The sequence below is a fragment of the Pseudomonas sp. NPDC077649 genome, assembly GCF_044542855.1.
In the GTDB taxonomy this organism is placed as follows: Bacteria; Pseudomonadota; Gammaproteobacteria; order Pseudomonadales; family Pseudomonadaceae; genus Aquipseudomonas.
The window spans coordinates 443,664-464,885 of record NZ_JBITVF010000001.1 but is presented as its reverse complement, the minus strand read 5'-3'; the positions used below and the strand labels follow the sequence as shown (position 1 = coordinate 464,885).

The following is a 21,222-nucleotide window of genomic DNA, read 5'->3' as shown; positions in this document are numbered from 1 at the left end:
CTCAGGCCTTGAGCATCGACTGGGCCATGCGCTCGGCAGTGGCCAGCGCGGCGGAGGTCATGATGTCAAGGTTGCCAGCGTAGGCCGGCAGGTAATGGGCGGCGCCTTCGACTTCGAGGAACACCGAGGTCTTCAACCCGCTGAACCGGCCGAGGCCGGGGATGTTCAGCGGCGCGGACTCGGGAATCAGGTCGAACTGCACCTGCTGCTTCAGGCGATAGCCGGGCACGTAGGCCTGCACCGCCTGAACCATTTCCGCCACCGAGGCCGCGACGGCGGCCTGATCGGCGGCGGCAGACAGCACATACACGGTGTCGCGCATGATCAGCGGCGGCTCAGCCGGGTTCATGATGATGATCGCCTTGCCCTTGGCCGCACCGCCGATCACTTCGATGGCTTTGCTGGTGGTCTCGGTGAACTCGTCGATGTTGGCGCGGGTGCCGGGACCGGCGGACTTGCTGCTGATCGAGGCGACGATCTCGGCGTAATGGACCTTGGCCACGCGGGAGACCGCGGCGACCATCGGGATGGTCGCCTGGCCGCCGCAGGTGACCATGTTGACGTTGAGCTTGCCGAGGTGCTCTTCCAGGTTGACCACCGGCACGCAGTACGGGCCGATGGCCGCCGGGGTCAGGTCGATCAGGCGGATGCCCGGTTTGGCCTGGCGCAGCAGCGCCTCGTTCTGCACGTGGGCACTGGCCGAGGTGGCGTCGAAGACGAAATCGATGTCGGCGAATTCGGGCAGGTTGATCAGCCCTTCGACGCCGGCATGGGTGGTCGCCACGCCCATGCGCTGGGCGCGGGCCAGGCCGTCGGAGGCGGCGTCGATGCCGACCATGGCGCCCATTTCCAGGTACTTGGCGTTGCGCAGCACTTTGATCATCAGGTCAGTGCCGATATTGCCCGGACCGATGATCGCGACTTTGAGTTTCTGGTTCATCTGCAAGCCTCCAATTCAGGTGAAGCGCACCGAGGCGCTGCCGATACCGCCGATGTCGACGCGCATCACGTCGCCGGCCTTGACCGGCTCCAACGGCACCAGCGAGCCGGACAGGATCACCTCGCCGGCTTTCAGCGCGATGCCGAAATGGCCCAGGGTGTTGGCCAGCCAGGCCACGCAGTTGACCGGTGAACCGAGCGCCGCAGCGCCGGCCCCGGTGCTGATGATGTGGCCGTTCTTTTCCACCACCATGCCGCAGGTGACCAGGTCGACCTGGCGCGGCGATACCGCCTGGTCGCCGAGCACGAACAGGCCGCAGGAGGCGTTGTCCGCCACGGTGTCCTGGATCTTGATTTTCCAGTCTCGGATGCGCGAATCGACGATCTCGAAACAGGGCATCACGCACTCGGTGGCGGCCAGTACGTCGGCGTTGGTCACGCCGGGGCCGATCAGGTCCTTCTTGAGGATGAAGGCGATCTCGCCCTCGGCCTTGGGCTGCATCAGTCGCTGGCTGATCGGCACCGCTTCGCCGCTGTTGAACACCATGGCGTCGGTCAGGTAACCGAAGTCCGGCTGGTGCACGCCGAGCATGTTTTGCACCGCCTTGCTGGTCACGCCGATCTTCTTGCCGATGATCTTCTCGCCGGCCGCCAGGCGTCGTTCGAGCAGGCGCAGCGAGATGTGGTAGGCGTCGTCGACGCTGATGTCGAAGCCACGCTCGGTCAGCGGGCTGATCGCCTCGCGGTTGAGCATGGCCTGGTACAGCTCGTCGCCGAGCGCGTTGATCATTATCTGGTCCATGTCGGTCTCTCTCAGGAATGGCGGGCGTCGGCTTCGGCGAGGAAATCCTCGACCAGGCGCGCGAAGCGGGCGGCGTGTTCGATCTGCGTCCAGTGGCCGCACTGGCCGAACACGTGCAATTGCGCGCGAACGATCCACTCGGCCAACGTCAGCGAAGCGGCCAGGGGGATCACCTGATCCTCGCGGCCATGGATCACCAGGGTTTCGTGGGGCAAGGCGCGGATCTGCGCCTCGCTGCTGGCCAGGCCATCGACCCAGCGCTGGCGCGGCGCGGGGAACATCTGCGCGAACGACTCCTGAAAACCGGGGCGGATGCTGGCCTGGTAACGCAGCTCGGCCAACTCGTCGGTGACCAGGCTGCGGTCGTAGGCGAAGGTGTCCATCAGCCGGCGCATGGTGGCGAAGGACGGCTCATAGCCCCACACATCATCCAGGCCGGGGGTGATCGGAAAGCTCACCCCGGCGCTGCCCATCAGCACCAGCCGGCGCACGCGCTCGGGGTGGCGGATGGCCAGGGCCAGGGCCAGGCCGCCACCGAAGGAGTTACCGACCAGATCGGCCTGTTCGATGCCCAGGGCATCCAGCACGCCAAGCGCGTGTTCGACCCAGCGCTGTTGGTGGTACTGACCATCGGCCGGGCGTTCGCTGTAGCCGAAGCCCAGCATGTCCGGGGCGATCACCCGGCGGCGCTTGGCCAGCTCGGGCATCACCAGGCGCCAGTTGGCCCAGGCGGTAACGCCGGGGCCGGAGCCGTGGATCATCATCAGCGGGAAGCCTTCGCCGCTGTCGTGCAGGTTGGTGCGATAGCCGGCGGCGAGGATTTCGCGGCCGATTTCCGGGCTGTTCTGGGGTGCGTTCATCACGGCCTCACAACTTCACGCAGATGTTTTTCAGTTCGGTGTAGAACTCCAGCGAGTGCACACCCCCTTCCCGACCGATCCCGGATTGCTTGCTGCCGCCGAAGGCGGTGCGCAGATCGCGCAGGAACCAACTGTTGACCCAGACGATGCCGGCCTCCAACTGCCCGGCGACACGGTGCGCGCGGCCGACGTTGTCGCTCCAGAGGGTGGCGGACAGGCCATAGGGCAGGCTGTTGGCCAGGGCGATAGCTTCGGCTTCGCTGTCGAACGGACGGATATGGCAGCACGGCCCGAAGATTTCCTCGGTGACCACCGCCGAGTCGTCGGCCAGGCCGGTCCAGATGGTCGGTTGTATCCAGGCGCCGCCCGCCAATGCGTCCGGCATCTGCGGCACGCCGCCGCCGGTGACCACGGTGGCGCCGTCGGCGACGGCTTGCTGGTAGTAGGACAGCACCTTCTCGCGGTGCTTGAGGCTGACCAGCGGGCCGAAGTTGCTCGTCGGGTCGTCCGGCGGGCCGATCACCAGGCTCTCGGCACCGGCCTTCAGACGGGCGACAAACTCCTCGAAAATCGAGCGCTCGACATACAGCCGCTCGGTGCCCAGGCACACCTGACCGCAGTTGGCGAAGGCCGAGCGCAGAGTGCCTTCGATGGCCTTATCCATGTCGCAGTCGGCGAAGACGATGCCGGCGTTCTTGCCGCCCAGCTCCAGCGAGACCTGGCGCACGCCTTTGGCGGCGGCGCGCATGATCAACTCGCCGGTGCCGGTTTCACCCGTGAAGGTGAAGGCATCGACATCCGCGTGTTCGGTGAGGAAGGCCCCGGCGGAATCGCCACCGAAACCATGCACCACGTTGTACACCCCGGCCGGCACGCCGGCGGCCTGCATCACCTCGCCGAGTAGGGTGGTGGTCAGCGGGGTTTCCTCGGAGGGCTTGACCACCACGGTATTGCCGCAGGCCAGGGCCGGGCCGACCTTCCAGGTCATCAGCAACAGCGGCAGGTTCCACGGGCTGATCACCCCGATCACCCCCTTGGGGCGGCGCACCGCGTAGTTGATCGCGCCGCTGCCGTCCGGCGTGGCCATCTCGAAGGCTTCGTTGGGCACGTTCTTCAGCAGGTCGGCGAACACCTTGAAGTTGGCCGCGCCGCGCGGAATATCGATATGCGACGCCAGGGATTTCGGCTTGCCGGTGTCCAGGCATTCGGCCTCGAGGAACTCGTCGAAGCGCGCGGTGATGCCATCGGCCACGCGGTGCAGAATGTCCGCCCGCTCGGCCACGCTCATCGCGCCCCAGGGCCCGCTCAGCGCGGCACGTGCGGCCTGCACCGCGGCATCGACCTCGGCGCGGCCGGCCTCGTGCACGCGGCCGATCACCTGGCCATTGGCCGGGTTGATGTCGTCGAAGGTGCGACCGCTGGCCGATCCGACGAAGGCACCGTTAATGAAGTGCTTGATCTCTTTCATCTGCGCAATCTCTGCAAAAAGGCGAGCCGGGCTTTCAGGTGAGCACGGTCAGGAAACGTTCGTTGAGCACCCGGTCGTGGTAAAAAATGGCCTTGCCCAGGTCCTTGGCCAGCCAGGTCACGGGCTTGTGGTCCTGGTAGTTGTAATCGCCACCGCAGAACACCTCGTTGCGGTTACCCGAGGGGTCGAAGAAGTAGATGGTCTTGCCATGGGTCAGGCCGTGGCGGGTCGGGCCGATGTCGATCGAGGTGTCGGTCATGGAAATCAGGTCGGCGGCGCGCAGCACGTCTTCCCAGGTTTCCAGAAAGAACGAGGCGTGGTGGAACCGGCCCTTCTCCGTGTGCTGGATGAAGGCCACGTCATGGGCCTTGGTCGACAGGCTGAGGAACTGCGCGATGCGCGTGCCGTTGTCGTCGACCACCTGCTCGGCCAGGTAGAAACCGAGCACCTCGGTGAACAGCGCATAGGTCGCCTGCAGCTCGTCGCCATACAACAGGCAGTGGTCGAAACGCACCGCGCGCATGCCCTTGAGGTTGCGCGGCCAGGCTTCCGGATTGATCTCCTCCAGCCCCCATTTGCCGGTGTACTCCTTGTCGGCGTAGAGCTCGAAAAAGTGCCCGGACGGTGCCTGGAAGCGCACCCGCCGCCCGCAACCCTTGAGTTCGCCGGCGGGGATGGTTTCGATCAGGCAGCCATAATTGAGCAGATCCTGGGTCAGGCGGTTCAGGCAGTCCTCGTCGATCACCTTGAAGCCCATGAAATCCATGCCCGGCTGATCGGCCTCGCGCAGCACCACGGAGAATTTGTCGACCTCGGTCCAGGCCTTCAGGTAGACGCGCCCTTGCTCGTCGCGGTCCATTTCGATCAGACCGAGCAGGTCGCGGTAGTGGGCCAGGGCGCTCTCCAGGTTCAGTACGCGAAGCTGGACGTGACCGGGGCGCATTACGCCTTTTTTCATGACGACACCTCTTGCTGGTTCTTGTTGTTGTGGTCGCCTGGGCCTTGGCGGCGCAGGCATTCGATGCTCAGGTCAGTCTGGGGAAACAGTTGGCAGGCCAGGGCCAGGCCCTGCTTGGCCGCCTCCGGCGGCACATGGTTGCAACTCATCTTGTGGCACTGGTAGCTGCCGCTCAGCACGCGCACCTTGCACAGGCCGCAGCCGCCGCCGCGACAACCGACCGGCACGCAGCGCTTGCCCTGTTGCTCCATCGCACTGAGCACCGACTGGTCGGGCAGGCAACGGAAAGTCTGGCCGCTGACCGTTTCGCGAATCTCATAACCGGCACGGTTCATGATTCACCTCAGATGCGCTTGAACAGGGCCGAACGGGTGCTCTCGCCGGCACCATCGGCGGCGGTGTAGAAGCGCTCCATAAAGATGTCGCGCTCGAACAGCCGGCCTTGCATCAGGGTGGTGATGGCCGCGTCGATCATCGGCGGCGGGCCGCACAGGTAGGCTTTTTGCCCGCCGAAGCGGCCGTCGAAATGCGCCTTGGCGGCGTCGTGGACGAAGCCCTTGAAGCCTTGCCACGCCGGGTCGTCATTGGCCTGGTTGAGCGCCGGCACATAGCTGAAGTGCGGGTGCTGCGCGGCCAGCGCCTCGAACAGCTCGCGGTTGTACAGCTCGGCGACATTGCGCGCGCCCTGGAACAGGGTGATCCGCCGCGTATCGCCGCGCTCGAGCAGATCGAGGATCATCGACTGCGGGCTCGATAACCCCGAGCCGCCGGCGATGAAGATCAGGTCGCCGGGCTGCGAGTCGCGCACGAAGAACTGCCCATAAGGCCCGGACAGCTCCACCGAGTCGCCGACTTTCAGTTGCTTGTGGATAAGGCCGGTGGCCGCACCGCCCTCGACCAGGCGCACGTGCAACTCGACTTCGTCGGCCCGGCTCGGCGGGTTGGCCAGCGAGAAGGCACGGGTGCCGTCGATGCCCGGCAACGCCAGGTTGACGTACTGCCCGGCCTGGAACGGCATGGGCCGATCCAGCTTGATATGCAGGCCCTTGATGGTCGGCGACAGGTCAACCAGGGCGCTGACCACCCCGCGGTAATCTTCCACTGGATGACCGAGAAAATCCGGGTCGGCATCGACGTCGGCTTCGATCACCAGGTCGGAGAGCGGAATGGCGCAGCAGGCCAGCACCTTGCGCTCGTCGCGCTCGATGTCCATCAGGGCGAACGGCGAGGCTTCGCCGATATCCACTTCGCCCTCGACCACCTGCACCTTGCAGGTGGCGCAGGTGCCGTGGCCGCAGGCGAACGGCAGCCAGACGCCCTGGCGCAGGGCGGCCTGGAGGATGGTCTGGCCGTCCTCCACTTCGATCACTTCGCCGGTCGGTTCAATGGTGACGTTGTAACTCATGGCACACCTCTCAGCTGCACGAACCCTGAACGCCGTTCAAGCCTGGCGTGCTCAGGCGCAGCAGGCTCTTGTGGTCGATGCCGTTGGCTTCCAGGCTGGCACTGGGATCGGCAGTGAACGGCTGGCCATTGAGCTGCCACACAGCCGCGCTGAAATCGATGCGGGCGCTGTCTGGATGGGCCTTGATCGCCTCCATGAACACCTGCTCGAGGAACGCGCCGAAGGTCATCGCCGGAGCGACGAGAAAGGCGAAGGGCGAGCAGAACATCAGGTGTTTGTCCCAGTAGACGTAGAGCATCTGCATGCCATGGAAATTGGCTTGCAGGTCGCGCGGCGTGGCGCGGTATTCGCTGATCGCGTTAACAGTCATGAGCTGACCCTCTTGTTCTTGGAATCGGGGTGGTCAGGGGCGGCAGCGCCACCCCTGATCCGGGGTGACGCATCAGGCGGCGTCGCGCGCGTTGCCCGTACCGGCGGGTACTGCCGGGGTGCCGAGTTTCTTCCAGGCCAGCCAGCGCAGGTACTCGGGCGAGCCGACGTACTCGAGGTTGTCCACCCCGATTTTCAGGTGGTAGTACTTCTCCACCACGGTCTGCACATCGCCGCCCTCGCAGTTGCCCTGGTAGATCTGGTGCACCGGCAGCCAGGCCTGGATGTACTTCTCCGGTTCGTGCTGGAAGATCTCGCAGCAGCCATCCGAGCAGAAGTGATAGCGCTCGCCCTCGTGCTCGATCTGCCGGTGGCTGAGGGTGGTCGGGTCGTCCGGCTCGGTGAACAGCGCCGGCACCTGGCACACCTGGCACAGCTGCGGCAGGGTGTGGTTGTAGAAGCGCTGGCCTTTGGCATGCTGCTCCTGCCAGTGGTCGAAACGCGGGCGGTAGTACTTGTCGAAGCTGTCCGGGTACTTTTCCGCGAGCCACTGCTGCTCTTCCTGGCTGGGAATCCAGGTGTGGAAGTTGGTGGCCTGGCTGTACTGGTAGAAGGTTGCCCAGATCTGGTGGGTGATGTGCTGCTTGCCGATGGTGGCCTGGTCCTGGTACTTCGGCGGGCGGATGCCGTAGCGCTCGAGGTCCTTGAACAGCGCACCGCCGTTCTGCTCGTAATACACCTCCCAGGCTTCGGCCCAGGACATCACTTTGTTCGGCAGCATGTAGTCCATCATCATGCCGACCAGACTGAGCAGGCGATAACCGCGCCAGAACCACTTGTCGATCCAGCGCTGGATGATCGGCACGTTGTCTTCGTGCTGTTCGAGCATGAACTTGATCACTTCCAGACCGAGGGTCATGTGCCGCGCTTCGTCCGACTGCGCGGAGAAGCCGAAGGTGACCGTGGCCATGTCGCCGTTGTAGGCGGCGCCGGACATGAACGGCACGAACAGCAGGTTGGTCAGCACGTACTCGAAGGAGAACGAGATGGCGGTGAGGAACTCGAACGGGCCGGCCGAGCGCGCGTCGTCGAAGAACGACTTGGGCACCGAGAGAAACCACACCCGGTCGTGCATGTGGGCGAAATCATGCAGGCCGTTGAAGTGCTTGTTGTAGTGGCTCATGGCATGGATCTGCGTCTGCACGTGGCGCAGCTCGTCGATCGCCTGCATCTGGCACGCGACCCGCGCGCCGGCGCCGCTGAACTGCCGGCCAGCCCGCGAGTAGCCCTGGAAGGCGCCGTATTCCAGCGGCGAAACGCCGGTGAGGAACAGCTTCAGGGCATTCACGTACCGTGCATCGGAGATGTTCTGGTGGCCGTTGTTCTGCGCAAAGGCGTCGAAGATTGCGTAGAGCTTCTTCTCTTTCTCGGACTGGTATTTCCAGTAGGCATCCATGGTCAGGCGGAACGGGTCTTCCCACTTGTCCCAGTCGGTGATCTTGATGCCCTCGAAATCCTCGTCGGGGAAGATGTCGGCCTTCTTCTGGTAGCTCGGCTCCCAGGCCATGTCGCGGGTCAGGTACTGGTACTTGTCTTTCAGGCTGAGTTTTTTCTTCTGGGTGGTCATGGTCTGCCTCCTAGTTCTTCCACTCGAGGACGAAACTGTCGTCGTCCTCGGCCACGTTGCCGCCGATGCTGATCACGTCGATGAGCATTTCCTGGACGTCCCACTCGCGACCGATCATTTCCTCCACTGTCGCGCGGCGGATTTCCAGGCGCTTCTCGGCCTGGATGCGGATCATCGCGGGTTGGTACTGGACCTCGGCGTGGGGGTTGTCCTGGGTGATGGCGTCCACCAGGTAACGGGCGTTGTCGTTGTCCTGGAATACGATGAAAGCCAGTTGTTTCATGCTGGTACTCCGGGGCTGCGCAGCCCAAGTTTGTGCAGGCGGGCGGCCAGCGCGGCACGCACGTCGTCGAGGGCGGCCAGGCCGGTGGCCGCTTCGGCCAACGGTTGCAGGGCGGCATAGGCGCGCGGTTCCCAGGCATCCACCCAGGTCTGGATCTGCGCGTGGTTGTCCGCGCTTTCGGCCAGCACCACCTTGAGCATGGCGTCGACCCAGCGGGTGCTTTCGGCGTACCAGTCGCGCATGAATTCGGTGAGCATCGACAGGTCGGCGGCGCCCTCTTCGCCCAGTTGCTGGTCGAAGCGCTGGTACATCAGCGGGTAGCTCATGCCGTCGAGCAGCAGGTTCTGCGCCAGGGTCAGCTCGAACCAGTCCTTGATCACCAGGCTGTCTTCTACGTAGCGCCGCAGGCCTTGCCAGATCGGGTCGTCCATCCAGTAAGCCTTGGCCTGATCCAGCGCACTGCCGCTGCCCTCGCCGAGCAGCAGGCCGATGCGTGACAGGTACTGGCCAATGCCCAGACGATCCATGGCCTGATAGATGTGCAGTTGGGTCATGGTGCCGGCGATGCAGTCGCCGGCAATGCCGCTGTTGTTCATATTGGCGCCCATCTCGGCGTGGCGCAGCGGCACCAGGCAACGCAGGATCTTGTGCTGCAGCGCCTCGGGCAGGCGGCTCAACAGGCCACGTTTTTCACAGAAGCCGTAGGCATGCTCGGTGGCTTCCTGCATGCGCGCCCGGGTCTGCACGTAGGCACCGTAGAAGTACTGGCGCGGGTCGGTGACCGCGTGCCAGTCGGCCATGCGGATCGCCGTACGGCTGGGGTCGTTGAGTTGGCGCTGCGGGTCCCACAGCGGCCGGTAGTGGAAGTTGGTAGTCGCTTCGATGTCGTAGCTGGCTTCCTGATAGCGGCTCGCCGGCTTGTCGCCGAAACGGCGTTGCAGGTTGCCGTAGGTGTGGCGGAGGGTTTCCACCGTATTGGTCTTGATCTCTACGCTCATTTCAACCGTACCGTCTTGTTGTTGTGTGTGTTCGGCTGTCGCTCGTGCTTACTCTCGGTCGTTCGCCTCGCGTCGTCCGACATCGCCGTAGCGCCACTTGGCCGCGTCTTCATCCACCGCTTGGCACATCGCCGCGTCCATCTGCACCACACGCTGGCGCTGGCAGAAGGTGGCGAAGGCTGCCTGTGGCAGTACCAGCTCGACGAACAGCTCCGGATGACCAATGGCGAAATCGAATTCGACGAACCTGGCATCCGGCTCGCTGCGCACCCGGACAAACCGGGTCAGCTGATCGAAGGGAATCTCTGGGTCTTTCATCTCGGCCGGTTCCTGGCTGGTTGCTGGCCAAGGCGCTAACGCAACGCCTGTGCCAAGGCGCCAAAAAAGAACATAGGTATTTGTATTTTAATGATTTTTAATTTATTCACCGACACCTGCGACACGCGGTGAAGGCAGGTGCAACACGGGCTTTTTGAGCATTTGCTCAATTGCCTCGCCGCACTTGAGCAAATGCTCACAGCCCCTGCGCAGGGCAACCGATGGCACACCCCAGAGACTCGCGCCTTTCATCATTTGGTTGACTTTCATCTGCCGAAAAAGGCGAATATGGTGAGTTGGCGTTGCGCCAACACGGCCGGAAAGGCCGCCTGGAGTGTTCGCTGAATACATCGACTGCCGTGTGCTTTCCAGGTGTTTCAGCGCCCCCTACAACAATAAATCAGGGGATTTGAGTTCATGCCGATCCGCTATAAACCCGAGATGCAATACGCAGACTTCAAGGACCTCACCAGCCTCATCCACTTCCAGAGCACGGAAGGCAAGATCTGGCTGGGCGAGCAGCGCATGCTGCTGTTGCAGGTTTCCGCGATGGCCAATTTCCGCCGCGAGATGGTCAGTACCCTGGGCATCGAGCGGGCCAAGGGATTCTTCCTGCGCATGGGTTACCAGTCCGGACTGAAGGACGCCGAACTGGCCTGGAAGCTGCGCCCGAATGCCAGCGAGTACGACATGTTCCTCGCCGGCCCGCAGCTGCATTCGCTCAAGGGCCTGGTCAAGGCCCGCCCCACCGAGGTCGATATCGACAAGGAAAGCGGGCGCTTCTATGTCGAGGTGGAGTGGATCGACTCCTTCGAGGTGGAAATCTGCCAGACCGAGCTGGGGCAGATGCAAGACCCGGTGTGCTGGACTCTGCTCGGCTACGCCTGCGCCTATTCCTCGGCGTTCATGGGCCGGGAAATCATCTTCAAGGAAGTCAGCTGCCGCGGCTGCGGCGGCGACAAGTGCCGGATCATCGGCAAGCCGGCCGAAGAGTGGGACGACGTTGCCAGCTTCAAACAGTATTTCAAGAGCGACCCCATCATCGAGGAACTCTACGAGTTGCAATCGCAACTGGTGTCGCTGCGTACCAACCTCGACAAACAGGAAGGCCAGTACTACGGCATCGGTCAGACCCCGGCCTACCAGAGCGTGCGCAAGATGATGGACAAGGCCGCACAGAGCAAAGTCTCGGTGCTGCTGCTCGGCGAGACCGGGGTCGGCAAGGAGGTCATCGCGCGTAGCGTGCACCTGCGCAGCAAACGCGCCGCCGAGCCCTTTGTCGCAGTGAACTGTGCAGCGATCCCGCCGGACCTGATCGAGTCCGAATTGTTCGGCGTGGAAAAAGGCGCCTTCACCGGCGCCACCCAGTCACGCATGGGCCGCTTCGAGCGTGCCGACAAGGGCACCATCTTCCTTGACGAGGTGATCGAACTCAGCCCGCGCGCTCAGTCCAGTCTGCTGCGCGTGCTGCAAGAAGGCGAGCTGGAGCGAGTGGGCGACAACCGCACGCGCAAGATCGACGTAAGAGTTATCGCCGCCACCCACGAGGACCTGGCCGAAGCGGTCAAGGCCGGGCGTTTTCGCGCCGACCTGTACTACCGGCTGAACGTCTTCCCGGTGGCGATCCCGGCGTTGCGCGAACGCCGCGAGGACATTCCGCTGCTGGCTGAGCACTTCCTGCAGCGCTTCCACGAGGAGTACGGCAAGAGAACCCTCGGCCTTTCGGACAAAGCCCTGGAGGCCTGCCTGCATTACAGCTGGCCGGGCAATATCCGCGAGCTGGAAAACGTCATCGAGCGCGGCATCATCCTCACCGACGCGAACGAAAGCATCAGCGTGCCGGCGCTGTTTCCACGGCCGCCGGAAGAGCCGCAGACCGACAGCGAGCGGGTGTCATCGGACGGCGTGCTGATCCAGCCGGACAATGGCCAGGGCAGCTGGATCAGCCAGTTATTGGGCAGCGGCCTGAGCCTCGACGAGATCGAGGAAAGCCTAATGCGCGAGGCCATGCACCAGGCCAAGCAGAACGTCTCCGGTGCCGCCCGCCTGCTAGGGCTGAGCCGCCCGGCGCTGGCCTACCGGCTGAAGAAGATCGGCATCGAGGACTGAGTCGCCATTTACCAGCGCCAATACTGCTGAGGGTTCACTCGTACAACGACGAAACTTCAGCACCTCGCTCAGTAATAGGTATGCCTCGTAGGCGTCTGCCCAAGTCACCTGGCGCGACTCAGGCAGGCGCCCATTGAGGCGGCTGGAGCAGACTCGCCGCTGTCCGTGTGCCGCGGCGTAGCGCCCCAGCAAACAGCCAGTGCGAGCGGTAGCGGGCGTTCAGACAACGCCTTAGCCGTTCAGCAAATGGCCAACCAAGGCCTGTTGGCGTTGAGCTTGAGTCTTTACCTGTTCGGCAAACTTCAGGGTGTTGCGTAGTTGTTCGCCACTGTGCAACGCCAGCTGATGAATGGCATGCAGCTTGGCGTTAATCTCCTCCGCTGCCAGGCTTTGTTGGTCGCTGGCGCTGGAAATTTGCGTGCTCAACTGGTGAATGCTGGCGGTGCTGTCGAGGATACCCAGTAGCACTGTGGCGGCGCCATCAACCTCGCTAACGCTTGACAGTAGATGACTGCGGCCTTGCTCCATCGTCTGCACCACTTGGCTAGTGCCTTGACGCAGTACCTCGATCATGCCCTGTATCTCGTCGGTAGAACTCTGCGTACGGCGGGCCAACGAGCGCACCTCGTCGGCGACCACTGCGAAGCCACGACCGTTGTCGCCCGCCCGCGCGGCTTCGATGGCGGCGTTGAGCGCAAGCAAGTTGGTTTGTTCGGCGATACTGCGAATCACCTCGGAAATGCGCCCGATATCCTGGCTGTGTTGAGCGAGGGCGGCTACCGCGCTCGCTGAGCTCTCCAGCGTGTCGGAAAGCCGGTTGATGCTCCATCTGGCCTGTTCCATGCGTTGACGACCGTCATTGGTCAATGCTTCGGCTTGCTGGGCCAGGCTGGTTGCGTCGAAGGTGCTTTTGGCGACTTGCTGAGTGGTCGCAGCGAACTCCTCGACGGCCGCAGCGATTCCGGCCAGCTCCTGTTGCTGGTCGTGCGAGGCAGCACTGCTAGCGCCGACCAGACTAGTAGCCTGACCGGCGCCCTCGGCAACCTGGCGGCTGCTGTCGTGAATGCGTGCGAGCAAGGCGGCCAGCCTGAATTCCAGCAGGCGCATGGCCAGCTCTATCTGTCCGATCTGATCCACCCGGCCTGTGTAGATCAACTGTTTGATTGGATGCTGCACCAGACTGCGGCTATTGCGCACGAGCGCAGCGAATGGCCGGGCTTGTCGCTGCAGCAGCAACCAGCAGAGTATTGCCGAACCTAGCGTGGCGAGCCCGCCGAGCATGGGCTGCAGAGTGATGCTTAGCGCCGCCAGAGGGGCGATTGACAGGCAAGCCCACAGGCTCTGGCGAGACGCCTGACTCGGGTTCGGCCAGCGCAGGCAGGCCGGCTGTCGACCTTGAGCCCGCACACGATAGGTTTCACTTGCGCGGGCAATCATCTGCGGGGTCGGCAACTGGTAGATCGCCTGATACTCGAGTACCTCACCGTTTTCGAGGATCGGGCTGATGTAGACGTCGACCCAAAATCCCTGACCATCGGCGCGGCGGTTCTGCAGCATGCCCATCCACGACTGCCCTTTGTTCACCGTGCCCCACAGATCCTTGAACGGGCCGGCGTGCATCTCTGGGTGGCGCAGACAATTGACCGGCTGACCGAGCAATTGCGCAGGGCTGTAGCCGGCAAGGCTGGCGAAAGCAGGGCTGACGTAGGTGATGAGGCCGCTGGCGTCGCACAGCAAGAGCAACTGTTCGGTGGGGTGAGCATGAGTGAGTGTCATATTGCACGTCCTTTTTAATGCACTGGCGATCCTGAGATGAGCAGGGATAAGAGCGCCTCTGTACGAGGGATCAATTCCCGGTTGCACGCAGGTACTGCACGCTGAAAATCTCTGGCTTGCTCTGCTCGGAGTCGACCTGGCCCTTGAACTGTCCGGTGGTGCAGTGCATGGCCTGCATGTCGATCATCGAGAAGCTGTCGTCCAGCGCGACTCCGCTGCCCTTGTTGATCGGCAGGTGATGGTCCGGGTGCGCCTTGCCGATGGTGAAGGTCTTCCACGGCTCGCCCTGGCGGTCGTAGGAGACGGTGCGCGACACGGCGAAGGTCTGTGCATCCACATAATGGACGCGCTTGGACAGCGGGTGGCGGGCGAACGTATTGAGCGGCGTTGCCTGCAACTGATAGACCTTGCGCAGTTGCCAGGTGATGCGCGGGAAGCAGTTGCCTTTGCCGTCGAAGGCCACCATGCGGTAGCCCTCGCTGTCGGTGCTGCCCTCGTCGAGGGCCAGGTCGTTGTGGTTGTAGAAGGGCATCAACATGAAGCGGGTACCCTGATAGCTCCAGCGCATGTCGGCGATGCGCCCGTTGTAGCCCTCGAAATCCTCGATCATCAGATCGGAGCCCAGGAAAGCGTCGGTCATCTGCCCGGTGGCCAGGCGTCTGACGCGGCGTTGAAAGCCCAGATAGAGCCAGGAGTTGTCGCGCTTCAGATCGTTGTTGAAACGATGAATCAGCAGTTGGGTGTTGCGCAGATCCTGCGGCGAGTCGATGTTGAGGTAGATCGCCCGGAACTTGTTCGACGGGTTGGGGGTAATGGCCGGTAGCGGCGGCTGGTTGACCCGATTGGTGAAGTTGAGGAAGTTCATGGTCATGCCGATGGTGCGCTCCACCTCGGCCGTGTCCATGTTGCGGTACTTCCAGATGAACGGGGAGATGATCGCGCTGTCGCCCCAGTTGTAGCCGTACTTGACGTTCCAGGCGAGTTTCTCCCCGGCGCGCGGATCGGCGGCATCCGGCTCCGCGGGAAAGGGCCGGCCGGCAATGGTGCCGCTGATCTCACCGGGGTTGGCGCCTAGTTTGGCGCTGTTCAGGTGTTTGCGGGTGGCCTCGACGTAGTGGGGGTGCAGGTCGAACGAGGTGGTCGGCGCGACCTCGATGCGAGTCCAGCCCTGGCGGATAAAGCCGAGCATGGCGGGGTCGAGCAGCTCCTTGAAGCGCTCGACGTTGTCGGATTCGATGAGCATGCCGGTGTTCAGACCGTCGGCCTCGGGTATTGCCGCGCGGTAAGGGTAGAAGGCCTTGTCGATGAGCTCGTCATCGGCCAGGGCGGACAGCGGGTGCAGGCTGAGGTAGAGCAAGGCACAAAACAGTCTGTTGTTATTATTCATGGCTGAACCTTTGCTGGAGGGATCCCGCTCGACAGGTTCCTGGCCTGCGGGCACGGCTTCTCACAGCGCCGCCCATGCGGACGGCGCTGTTGGCTGGGCTGCTGGTTGGGAGAAAGGCCCGGCCGCGTCTAACCGGCCGGACCGAGTGGCGCGGCTTAGTTACCGGTGGCGCGCATGTGCTGCACGCTGAACATCTCCGGCTTGCTCATCTCCGGATCGACCTGGCCCTTGAACTGCCCCGTGGTGCAGTGCATGGCCTGGATGTCGATCATCGTGAAGCTGTCGTCGATCGACACGCCGGAACCCTTGTTCTTCGGCAGGTGGTGGTCCGGGTGGGCCTGGCCGATGGTGAAGGTCTTCCACATGCTGCCCTTGCGGTCATACGACACGGTGCGCGGCACGGTGAAGGTCTGCGCATCCATGTAGTGCACGCGCTTGGACAGTGGGTGGCTGCCGTCCACCGGCACCGATTCCACCTCGTAGACCTTGCGCAGCTGCCAGGTGATGTTGGGGAAACAGCCGCCCTGACCGCCGAACGCCACCACCTGGTAACCGTCGCTGTCCTTGTGCGTTTCGCTGTCCAGCGTCAGGTCGTTGTGGTTGTAGAACGGCATCAGCATGAAGCGGGTGCCCTTGTAGCTCCACTGCATGTCGGAAATACGCCCGTTGTAGCCCTCGAAGTCCTCGATCATCAAGTCGGAGCCGAGGAAGGCATCGGTCACCTGGCCGGTGGCAAGGCGCCGCACGCGACGCTGGAAGCCCAGGTACAGCCAGGAGTTGTCACGCTTGAGGTCGTCTTCGGCGCGGTGGATCAACAGCTGGGTGTTGCGTACGTCATACGGCTCCAGCACCTTGACGTAGATACCGCGGAACAGCTGCGACGGGTTTGGGGTGATCGCCGGCGTGGGCTCCTGGTTGACCCGGCGGGTGAAGTTGAGGAAGTGGAAGTCGAACTTGATGGTGCGTTCCAACTTGCCCGTGTTCATGTCGCGGAACTTCCAGTAGAACGGCGAGATGGCGGCGCTGTCGCCCCAGTTGTAGCCGTACTTGTAGTTCCAGGCGAGCTTCTCGCCGGCGCGCGGGTCGTTCGCGTCCGGCTCCTGGGGGAACGGCCGGCCGGCCACGGCGCCGCTGATCTCGCCGGGCTTCGCGCCGAGTTTGACCGTGTCCATGTGCTGGCGGGTAGCCTCGACATAGTTGGGGTGCAGGTCGAAGGAGGTGGTGTCGCCGACCTTCAGCTCCGCCCAACCTTTCTCGATAAAGCCGTAGAAGGCCGGGTCGAGAATCTCCTTGAACTGGGCGACGTTGCCCTTGTTGATGGTCATGCCGGCGCTCAGACCGGCGAAGCTCGGCTTGTCGTTCTGGTAGGGGTAGAAGGACTGCTGGATCACCGCCTCGTCGGCGGCGTGCACGCCGCTGGTCGCGCCCAGCGTCAACAGGGCCAGCGCCAGGGCGCGGCTCTGCCGGGATTTCTTGTTGTTCATGGCTATTCCTCGTGATTGATCAGAAGCTGTAACGCAGGGTCAGTTGCAGTTCGTCTTCCTTCTGCGCCATGCCGATGGGGCCGGCGCGGAAGCGGCCCAGCGGCTCGTAGCCGCTCAGACCGGCGGTGGCGCCCTCCGGCAGGCCATAGCTGGTGAAGGGATCCCAGGGGTTGCAGCTGCGGCAGTCGTCGAACTCGCGAGCGCCGCGACCGACCTTGAAGTTGGCGCCGGCGACGATCTTCAAGTTGTCGCTGAACAGGTATTCCACGCTCGGCGCGATGGCCGTGGCCTGGGCCTTGAAGTCATGCGCGACGATTATTTGCGGGCTGAGGCGGTCGTTCATCCACCAGCCTTTCACCAGCAAGGTCCCGATCCAGTTCTGCTCCCAGTCCGGCATGCCGGCCTTGCCCAGTGGGCGATCCTCAAGCTGGTGCTCGTGGATGTGCTGGCCGAACAGCTGGCCGGAGAAGAGGAAGGCGCGGCCCGGGTTGAGGAAGGGGATGAAGATGTTCTTGTCCGCACCGATCACGTAACGGGTGACGTCGGACTCGGAGAACAGCCGTGATTGCAGGGTGTTGGCAAACTCCTCGCCCTCGGTGTGCGCGACTTCGAAGCGGAACACCGTGTCGATCGCTTGCGAGTAGTAGTCCATCGAACCGCCGATCAGGTTGACCCGCGGGAAATGGATATCGAAGGCGATCAGGCCCGGCCATACCGCGGTTTCACCGGTGAAGGCGTTCTGCGCCGGGATGCCGCCACGCAGCGAGGGCAGTTGCGAGCGGTAGGTCAGGGCGTTCAGCGAGAAGCCGAAATCGCCATAGACGCCTTCCAGCTTGATGCCGAACTGGCTGTTGGACAGGCTCCAGGACGGCATGTGCGCCTTGCGGATACCGATCTGGCCGGGGCCGAAGTCGGTGGCGATGTTGCCGCCGGCGAAGTTGGCCACGGTGCCGCCGTTTTCCCACAGGTTGTTCATGCCGCGGAAGAAGCAGCCAGCGTCGAGGATCGAGTTGGGCTGGCCGCACTGCCCGAGGTTGTGCGGACGGAACTTGTCGAAGTTCCACACGAACGACAGGTTGAGGTCGTCGAACACCTCGCCAGCGCCCATGCGCCAGTCGGCCTTGGCGATCCACATGGGAATGCGGATGTCTTCCAGCTCGTCATAGATGTTGTTGCGCGAGAAGTCGACCGGGTTGATCACGTCGAGCACGCGGAACAGGTCGGTGCGGCCCCAGATCACCTGCTGCTTGCCCAGGCGCCAGCTGAGGATGTCGCCGTTGGGCAGATCGTTGTCGAAGTCGACGTAGAGCTCGCGGATGAAGTCCAGCCGTTCGTTGAACTCGGGGAAACGCAGGTCGTTGCTGCTGTAGTCCAGGTAGTCGTCGATGCAGCCGCGGCTGTCCTTGTCGCAGGGCCGTACCGGCACGCCGAAGGCCACGCCGCCACGGGTTTTGTGCAGGTTTTCGCCGAGCACGATCATCCCCTCGTTGGGGTTGCGCGCGTCGTTGAAGCCGAAGAAGGTGCCTGGCGGACGGATGCCACCGCCGTGCGGCACGGTCGAGCCCGCGCCGGCGATGTTGTTCTCCAGGTTGACCGCGCCGCCGGCGCCACTGCCGTACTCGCTGCTGTTGAGGTCGTAGACCCCGTCGTAGGTGCCGCGGAATGTGCCGTGGAAGGCCACGTTGTTGAAGTTCAGCTGGCCCAGGGTGCCGAATTTCTTGTCCGCGTTGACCTGCACGGTGTTGCGGAATTTCGACAATCCGGCGCTATCGCGAACGAAGGTGGCATTCTCGTAGAAACCGGTGAACTGCATTTCTTCCTCGGCCATGACCGAAGTCAGTGGCGTCAGAGCAAGGCTTGAGCCGCCCAGCAGGGCCAGACTCCAGTGTCGCAGGCCCATTTTTGTTGTTGTCGGCATGACAGGTCCTCGTGCGGTTTAAGTGTGGGAAGACATCCGGTTCAGGCCGGATGGCGTTCCTCTTGCGGCAGCCCGACGGTCGCCACGCAGGGCGCGACCGGCAGGGGTTCGGCTGAGGCGGGCACGGCAGCATCGGCGTGCAGAATGCCGTCTGCGTCGGCATAGGCCCCGGTGATGAACTTCGGTTTGAACACCAGCACCCAGGCGGGTACCAGCAACATGGCGGCGATGGCGTTGATGACGATCATCACGCACAGCAGCAGGGCGGCATCGGACTGGAAACGCAGGTCCGAGAGGATCACCCACATGATGATCCCGGCCATCAGGGTCAGTGCGGTGAAGCTGATGGCCATGCCGGTGGTGGCGATGGCCTGGCGCACCGCGTCGGTGAGACGGCCTAACTTGGCCATTTCCTCGCGGATGCGATCCATCATGTAGATCGAGTAGTCGATGCCCACGCCAATGCCGACGGCGATCACCGGCACCGTGTTGATGTCGATACCCATGCCGGCCAGGCCCATATAGGCGTAGGTCAGCGCGGTGGCGAAGGCCATCGCCAGGAGCATCATCAAGCCGGCATGCCAGGAGGTGTAGAACAGCATGACGAAGGCGAAGATCAGCAGGAACACCAGCGGCAGCACCACCAGGTTGGTCTCGAATGCCGACTCGTTCATCGCCGCGGCCACGCCGAGGGTACCGCCAGCCAGGCGGATGCTCAGCCCCGGCACTGCATCGCCGTGCTGCTCGATCCACTGCTTGGCCATGTGGATGGCGCGGCGGATGGTCTCGCCCTGACGATCCTTGTAATAGAACACCAGGTTGGCGATGCGGTCGTCGGTGTCGGTGAACTCGTTGAGCGCCCCTGGGATCGGGCTGGAGGCCATGTAGGTGAACATCAGCCCGCCGACGTAATTGGCGTCGTGGGGAATCTGCAGCCAGCGCGGATCGTCGTTGTGCATCAGCCGGTTGACCTGGGTGATCAGGTCCGGCAAGCCCTTGCTGCCGCCGACCGCGGGGTCGCTGAGCATGTGGTTTTGCAGCGATTGCAGGGCGCGCAGCACCTCGGGCTTCTTGATTCCGCCTTTCTCGGCATGCTCGGCGACGATGTACAGCTCTTCCGAGCCGGGGAAGCGCTGGTTGATCTCCTTGGACGAGACGTTGTAATCGTGTTCCGGGTAGAGGATCGGCGAACCGGGCTCGGAGTCGCCGATGCGCACCTGGGAGGAGGCCCACAGGCTGGCGAGGATGGCCAGCGCGGCCAGGCCCAGCGCCTTGCGCGCGGCGCTCGGGTTGGCCACCGTCCGCGCACAGATCGCGCCGATGTGGCGCAGCGCGGTCTCGCGCATTTCCGGGTTCTTCGGCTTGGGCAGGATCGACAGCAGCAGCGGCACGCCGATCAGCACGCTGAAGATCACCGTGGTCGCCCACAGCGAGGCATAGATGCCCAGCTTGGTGTTCAGGGCGATCGAGCCGATGGCGATCAGCAGCAGGCCGATGGCATCCGAGACGATGCCCAGGGTGCCGGGGCGGAACAGGCTGTCGAAGGTGGCGCGCGCGGCCAGCGGGCCGTCGCCGAGCAGTTTGACCTCGGCGTAATAACGCTCGACCAGCTGCACGCCGTGACTCATGGCGCGGGCGGCGATCAGGAAGGGAATCACCAGGCCCAGCGGGTCGAGGTTGTAGCCCAGCAGGCTGATGATGCCGAGGCCCCAGATGGTCGAGATCAGCACCCCGCCAAGTGGGATCAGCACGCCATAAGCCTTGCGGAAATGCATCACCAGCAGCGCCAGCATGATCAGCACGGTGCAGATGAATATCTGCAAAATCTGGCTCATGTAGGTGTAGGCCCAGCCCACCAGCACCGGCTGGCCGGTGGCGTAGAGGGTCACCCCGTCGATCTTCTCGGCGTCGCGCAGCGCCTGGATCTGCGCGAAGGTCTTGGCGTAGTCGAGCTGGCCTTCGATCAGTTGCGCCTTGACCAACGCCACTTGCAGGTCCGGCGACACCAACGGGCCATAGACCCGCGGGTTGGCCACCACGTCGGCTTTCATCGCCGCCAACTGCTCGGCGGAGAGCTGGCCGAATTCGGGTTGGTAGTAAGGCTCGGAGTTGATGCTGCCGACCTCGGTCAGCCAGACCTTGCGCGAGTTGCGGTGGGTCAGGCTGCTGACCAGGTTGTGGTTGACTCCGGGCAGGCTGTCCACCGCCTGGGTGACCCGATCGATCAAGGCCAGGCGCTCGTTGCTGAACAGGTCGCCTTTGTCGAAGGCCACGCCGATGACCAGCACGTTGGCGCCGCCGAAGCTGTCCTTGATGCTGTTGTGCAGCTGGATGTAGGGGTGTTCCTGCGGCAGCAGGTCGGAGAAGTCGGTGTAGACCTTCAGCCCGGGAATGCGCAGGGCGAAGAACAGGGTCAGCACCGCGATGATCGCCAGCACGGTGCGCGGGTGGTCGAACAACCAGACCTTGGCCTGAGCCAGCTTATGGCTAAACGGATGCAGTATCGGCATGGTGATAGGTC

At 63.5% G+C, this 21,222-nt stretch carries 18 protein-coding genes; 1 reads left to right on the top strand and 17 read right to left on the bottom strand.

Annotated elements, in window-relative coordinates:
• Nucleotide 1 precedes the first annotated feature (1 nt).
• The 12 genes from ACIGFL_RS01995 to ACIGFL_RS01940 form a co-directional block, all read right to left on the bottom strand.
• The gene (locus tag ACIGFL_RS01995) at nucleotides 2–940 is read right to left on the bottom strand and encodes an acetaldehyde dehydrogenase (acetylating) (RefSeq protein WP_397495965.1); all 939 of its coding nucleotides are present in this window, start codon (nucleotides 938–940) and stop codon (nucleotides 2–4) included.
• Nucleotides 941–955: 15 nt separating this feature from the next.
• Nucleotides 956–1,741 carry a 2-oxopent-4-enoate hydratase gene (gene dmpE, locus ACIGFL_RS01990; RefSeq protein WP_090439177.1) on the bottom strand — a complete coding sequence of 262 codons (786 nt, stop codon included), beginning with the start codon at nucleotides 1,739–1,741 and terminating at the stop codon, nucleotides 956–958.
• 11 nt (nucleotides 1,742–1,752) lie between these two features.
• Nucleotides 1,753–2,601 carry an alpha/beta hydrolase gene (locus ACIGFL_RS01985; protein WP_349653105.1) on the bottom strand — a complete coding sequence of 283 codons (849 nt, stop codon included), beginning with the start codon at nucleotides 2,599–2,601 and terminating at the stop codon, nucleotides 1,753–1,755.
• A 7-nt stretch (nucleotides 2,602–2,608) separates the two neighbouring features.
• Nucleotides 2,609–4,069 carry a 2-hydroxymuconic semialdehyde dehydrogenase gene (locus ACIGFL_RS01980; protein WP_397495964.1) on the bottom strand — a complete coding sequence of 487 codons (1,461 nt, stop codon included), beginning with the start codon at nucleotides 4,067–4,069 and terminating at the stop codon, nucleotides 2,609–2,611.
• 34 nt (nucleotides 4,070–4,103) lie between these two features.
• The gene (locus ACIGFL_RS01975; RefSeq protein WP_090439188.1) at nucleotides 4,104–5,027 is read right to left on the bottom strand and encodes a catechol 2,3-dioxygenase; all 924 of its coding nucleotides are present in this window, start codon (nucleotides 5,025–5,027) and stop codon (nucleotides 4,104–4,106) included.
• Nucleotides 5,024–5,362, bottom strand: coding sequence for a 2Fe-2S iron-sulfur cluster binding domain-containing protein (locus ACIGFL_RS01970; RefSeq protein WP_397495963.1), 339 nt, complete (start codon nucleotides 5,360–5,362; stop codon nucleotides 5,024–5,026). The genes ACIGFL_RS01975 and ACIGFL_RS01970 overlap by 4 nt, the downstream gene beginning before the upstream one ends.
• A gap of 8 nt (nucleotides 5,363–5,370) precedes the next feature.
• Nucleotides 5,371–6,432 carry a phenol 2-monooxygenase reductase component DmpP gene (gene dmpP, locus ACIGFL_RS01965; RefSeq protein WP_397495962.1) on the bottom strand — a complete coding sequence of 354 codons (1,062 nt, stop codon included), beginning with the start codon at nucleotides 6,430–6,432 and terminating at the stop codon, nucleotides 5,371–5,373.
• A 10-nt stretch (nucleotides 6,433–6,442) separates the two neighbouring features.
• Entirely contained in the window at nucleotides 6,443–6,802 is a 360-nt protein-coding gene (locus ACIGFL_RS01960) for a phenol hydroxylase subunit P4 (RefSeq protein WP_397495961.1), read from the bottom strand.
• Nucleotides 6,803–6,874: 72 nt separating this feature from the next.
• Nucleotides 6,875–8,428 (bottom strand): aromatic/alkene/methane monooxygenase hydroxylase/oxygenase subunit alpha, encoded by a 1,554-nt coding sequence (locus ACIGFL_RS01955; RefSeq protein WP_397495960.1) that lies wholly within the window; start codon nucleotides 8,426–8,428, stop codon nucleotides 6,875–6,877.
• A 10-nt stretch (nucleotides 8,429–8,438) separates the two neighbouring features.
• Nucleotides 8,439–8,711 carry an MmoB/DmpM family protein gene (locus ACIGFL_RS01950; protein WP_169970789.1) on the bottom strand — a complete coding sequence of 91 codons (273 nt, stop codon included), beginning with the start codon at nucleotides 8,709–8,711 and terminating at the stop codon, nucleotides 8,439–8,441.
• Nucleotides 8,708–9,709, bottom strand: coding sequence for an aromatic/alkene monooxygenase hydroxylase subunit beta (locus ACIGFL_RS01945; protein ID WP_397495959.1), 1,002 nt, complete (start codon nucleotides 9,707–9,709; stop codon nucleotides 8,708–8,710). The genes ACIGFL_RS01950 and ACIGFL_RS01945 overlap by 4 nt, the downstream gene beginning before the upstream one ends.
• Before the next feature lie 48 nt (nucleotides 9,710–9,757).
• Nucleotides 9,758–10,027, bottom strand: coding sequence for a phenol hydroxylase subunit (locus ACIGFL_RS01940; RefSeq protein WP_169970791.1), 270 nt, complete (start codon nucleotides 10,025–10,027; stop codon nucleotides 9,758–9,760).
• A gap of 417 nt (nucleotides 10,028–10,444) precedes the next feature.
• Here ACIGFL_RS01940 and ACIGFL_RS01935 point away from each other — a divergent pair, with 417 nt between their 5' ends.
• Nucleotides 10,445–12,136 (top strand): sigma 54-interacting transcriptional regulator, encoded by a 1,692-nt coding sequence (locus ACIGFL_RS01935; protein ID WP_397495958.1) that lies wholly within the window; start codon nucleotides 10,445–10,447, stop codon nucleotides 12,134–12,136.
• A 231-nt stretch (nucleotides 12,137–12,367) separates the two neighbouring features.
• Here ACIGFL_RS01935 and ACIGFL_RS01930 read toward each other — a convergent pair whose 3' ends face one another.
• The 5 genes from ACIGFL_RS01930 to ACIGFL_RS01910 all read right to left on the bottom strand — a co-directional run bounded on the left by ACIGFL_RS01930 (nucleotide 12,368) and on the right by ACIGFL_RS01910 (nucleotide 21,211).
• Nucleotides 12,368–13,912: a methyl-accepting chemotaxis protein gene (locus ACIGFL_RS01930; protein WP_397495956.1), complete on the bottom strand. Its 1,545-nt coding sequence runs from the start codon at nucleotides 13,910–13,912 to the stop codon at nucleotides 12,368–12,370.
• A gap of 70 nt (nucleotides 13,913–13,982) precedes the next feature.
• Nucleotides 13,983–15,299: a DUF1329 domain-containing protein gene (locus tag ACIGFL_RS01925; RefSeq protein ID WP_090337483.1), complete on the bottom strand. Its 1,317-nt coding sequence runs from the start codon at nucleotides 15,297–15,299 to the stop codon at nucleotides 13,983–13,985.
• Nucleotides 15,300–15,454: 155 nt separating this feature from the next.
• On the bottom strand, nucleotides 15,455–16,783 hold the full coding sequence (locus tag ACIGFL_RS01920) for a DUF1329 domain-containing protein (protein ID WP_397495955.1): 1,329 nt from the start codon (nucleotides 16,781–16,783) through the stop codon (nucleotides 15,455–15,457).
• Between the two features lie 19 nt (nucleotides 16,784–16,802).
• Nucleotides 16,803–18,611, bottom strand: a complete 1,809-nt coding sequence (locus ACIGFL_RS01915; protein ID WP_397495954.1) for a DUF1302 family protein — start codon at nucleotides 18,609–18,611, stop codon at nucleotides 16,803–16,805.
• Nucleotides 18,612–18,742: 131 nt separating this feature from the next.
• Nucleotides 18,743–21,211: an RND family transporter gene (locus tag ACIGFL_RS01910; RefSeq protein ID WP_397495953.1), complete on the bottom strand. Its 2,469-nt coding sequence runs from the start codon at nucleotides 21,209–21,211 to the stop codon at nucleotides 18,743–18,745.
• Between the last annotated feature and the right edge of the window lie 11 nt (nucleotides 21,212–21,222).

Excerpts from the sequence above, each read along its gene's own strand:
- ACIGFL_RS01915 (WP_397495954.1), bottom strand. The coding sequence starts at position 18,611 with ATGGCCGAGGAAGAAATGCAGTTCACCGGTTTCTACGAGAATGCCACC.
- ACIGFL_RS01935 (WP_397495958.1), top strand. The coding sequence starts at position 10,445 with ATGCCGATCCGCTATAAACCCGAGATGCAATACGCAGACTTCAAGGAC.
- dmpE (WP_090439177.1), bottom strand. The coding sequence starts at position 1,741 with ATGGACCAGATAATGATCAACGCGCTCGGCGACGAGCTGTACCAGGCC.
- ACIGFL_RS01980 (WP_397495964.1), bottom strand. The coding sequence starts at position 4,069 with ATGAAAGAGATCAAGCACTTCATTAACGGTGCCTTCGTCGGATCGGCC.
- ACIGFL_RS01995 (WP_397495965.1), bottom strand. The coding sequence starts at position 940 with ATGAACCAGAAACTCAAAGTCGCGATCATCGGTCCGGGCAATATCGGC.
- ACIGFL_RS01975 (WP_090439188.1), bottom strand. The coding sequence starts at position 5,027 with ATGAAAAAAGGCGTAATGCGCCCCGGTCACGTCCAGCTTCGCGTACTG.
- ACIGFL_RS01970 (WP_397495963.1), bottom strand. The coding sequence starts at position 5,362 with ATGAACCGTGCCGGTTATGAGATTCGCGAAACGGTCAGCGGCCAGACT.
- ACIGFL_RS01920 (WP_397495955.1), bottom strand. The coding sequence starts at position 16,783 with ATGAACAACAAGAAATCCCGGCAGAGCCGCGCCCTGGCGCTGGCCCTG.
- dmpP (WP_397495962.1), bottom strand. The coding sequence starts at position 6,432 with ATGAGTTACAACGTCACCATTGAACCGACCGGCGAAGTGATCGAAGTG.
- ACIGFL_RS01960 (WP_397495961.1), bottom strand. The coding sequence starts at position 6,802 with ATGACTGTTAACGCGATCAGCGAATACCGCGCCACGCCGCGCGACCTG.
- ACIGFL_RS01950 (WP_169970789.1), bottom strand. The coding sequence starts at position 8,711 with ATGAAACAACTGGCTTTCATCGTATTCCAGGACAACGACAACGCCCGT.
- ACIGFL_RS01925 (WP_090337483.1), bottom strand. The coding sequence starts at position 15,299 with ATGAATAATAACAACAGACTGTTTTGTGCCTTGCTCTACCTCAGCCTG.
- ACIGFL_RS01940 (WP_169970791.1), bottom strand. The coding sequence starts at position 10,027 with ATGAAAGACCCAGAGATTCCCTTCGATCAGCTGACCCGGTTTGTCCGG.
- ACIGFL_RS01930 (WP_397495956.1), bottom strand. The coding sequence starts at position 13,912 with ATGACACTCACTCATGCTCACCCCACCGAACAGTTGCTCTTGCTGTGC.
- ACIGFL_RS01985 (WP_349653105.1), bottom strand. The coding sequence starts at position 2,601 with ATGAACGCACCCCAGAACAGCCCGGAAATCGGCCGCGAAATCCTCGCC.
- ACIGFL_RS01955 (WP_397495960.1), bottom strand. The coding sequence starts at position 8,428 with ATGACCACCCAGAAGAAAAAACTCAGCCTGAAAGACAAGTACCAGTAC.
- ACIGFL_RS01910 (WP_397495953.1), bottom strand. The coding sequence starts at position 21,211 with ATGCCGATACTGCATCCGTTTAGCCATAAGCTGGCTCAGGCCAAGGTC.
- ACIGFL_RS01945 (WP_397495959.1), bottom strand. The coding sequence starts at position 9,709 with ATGAGCGTAGAGATCAAGACCAATACGGTGGAAACCCTCCGCCACACC.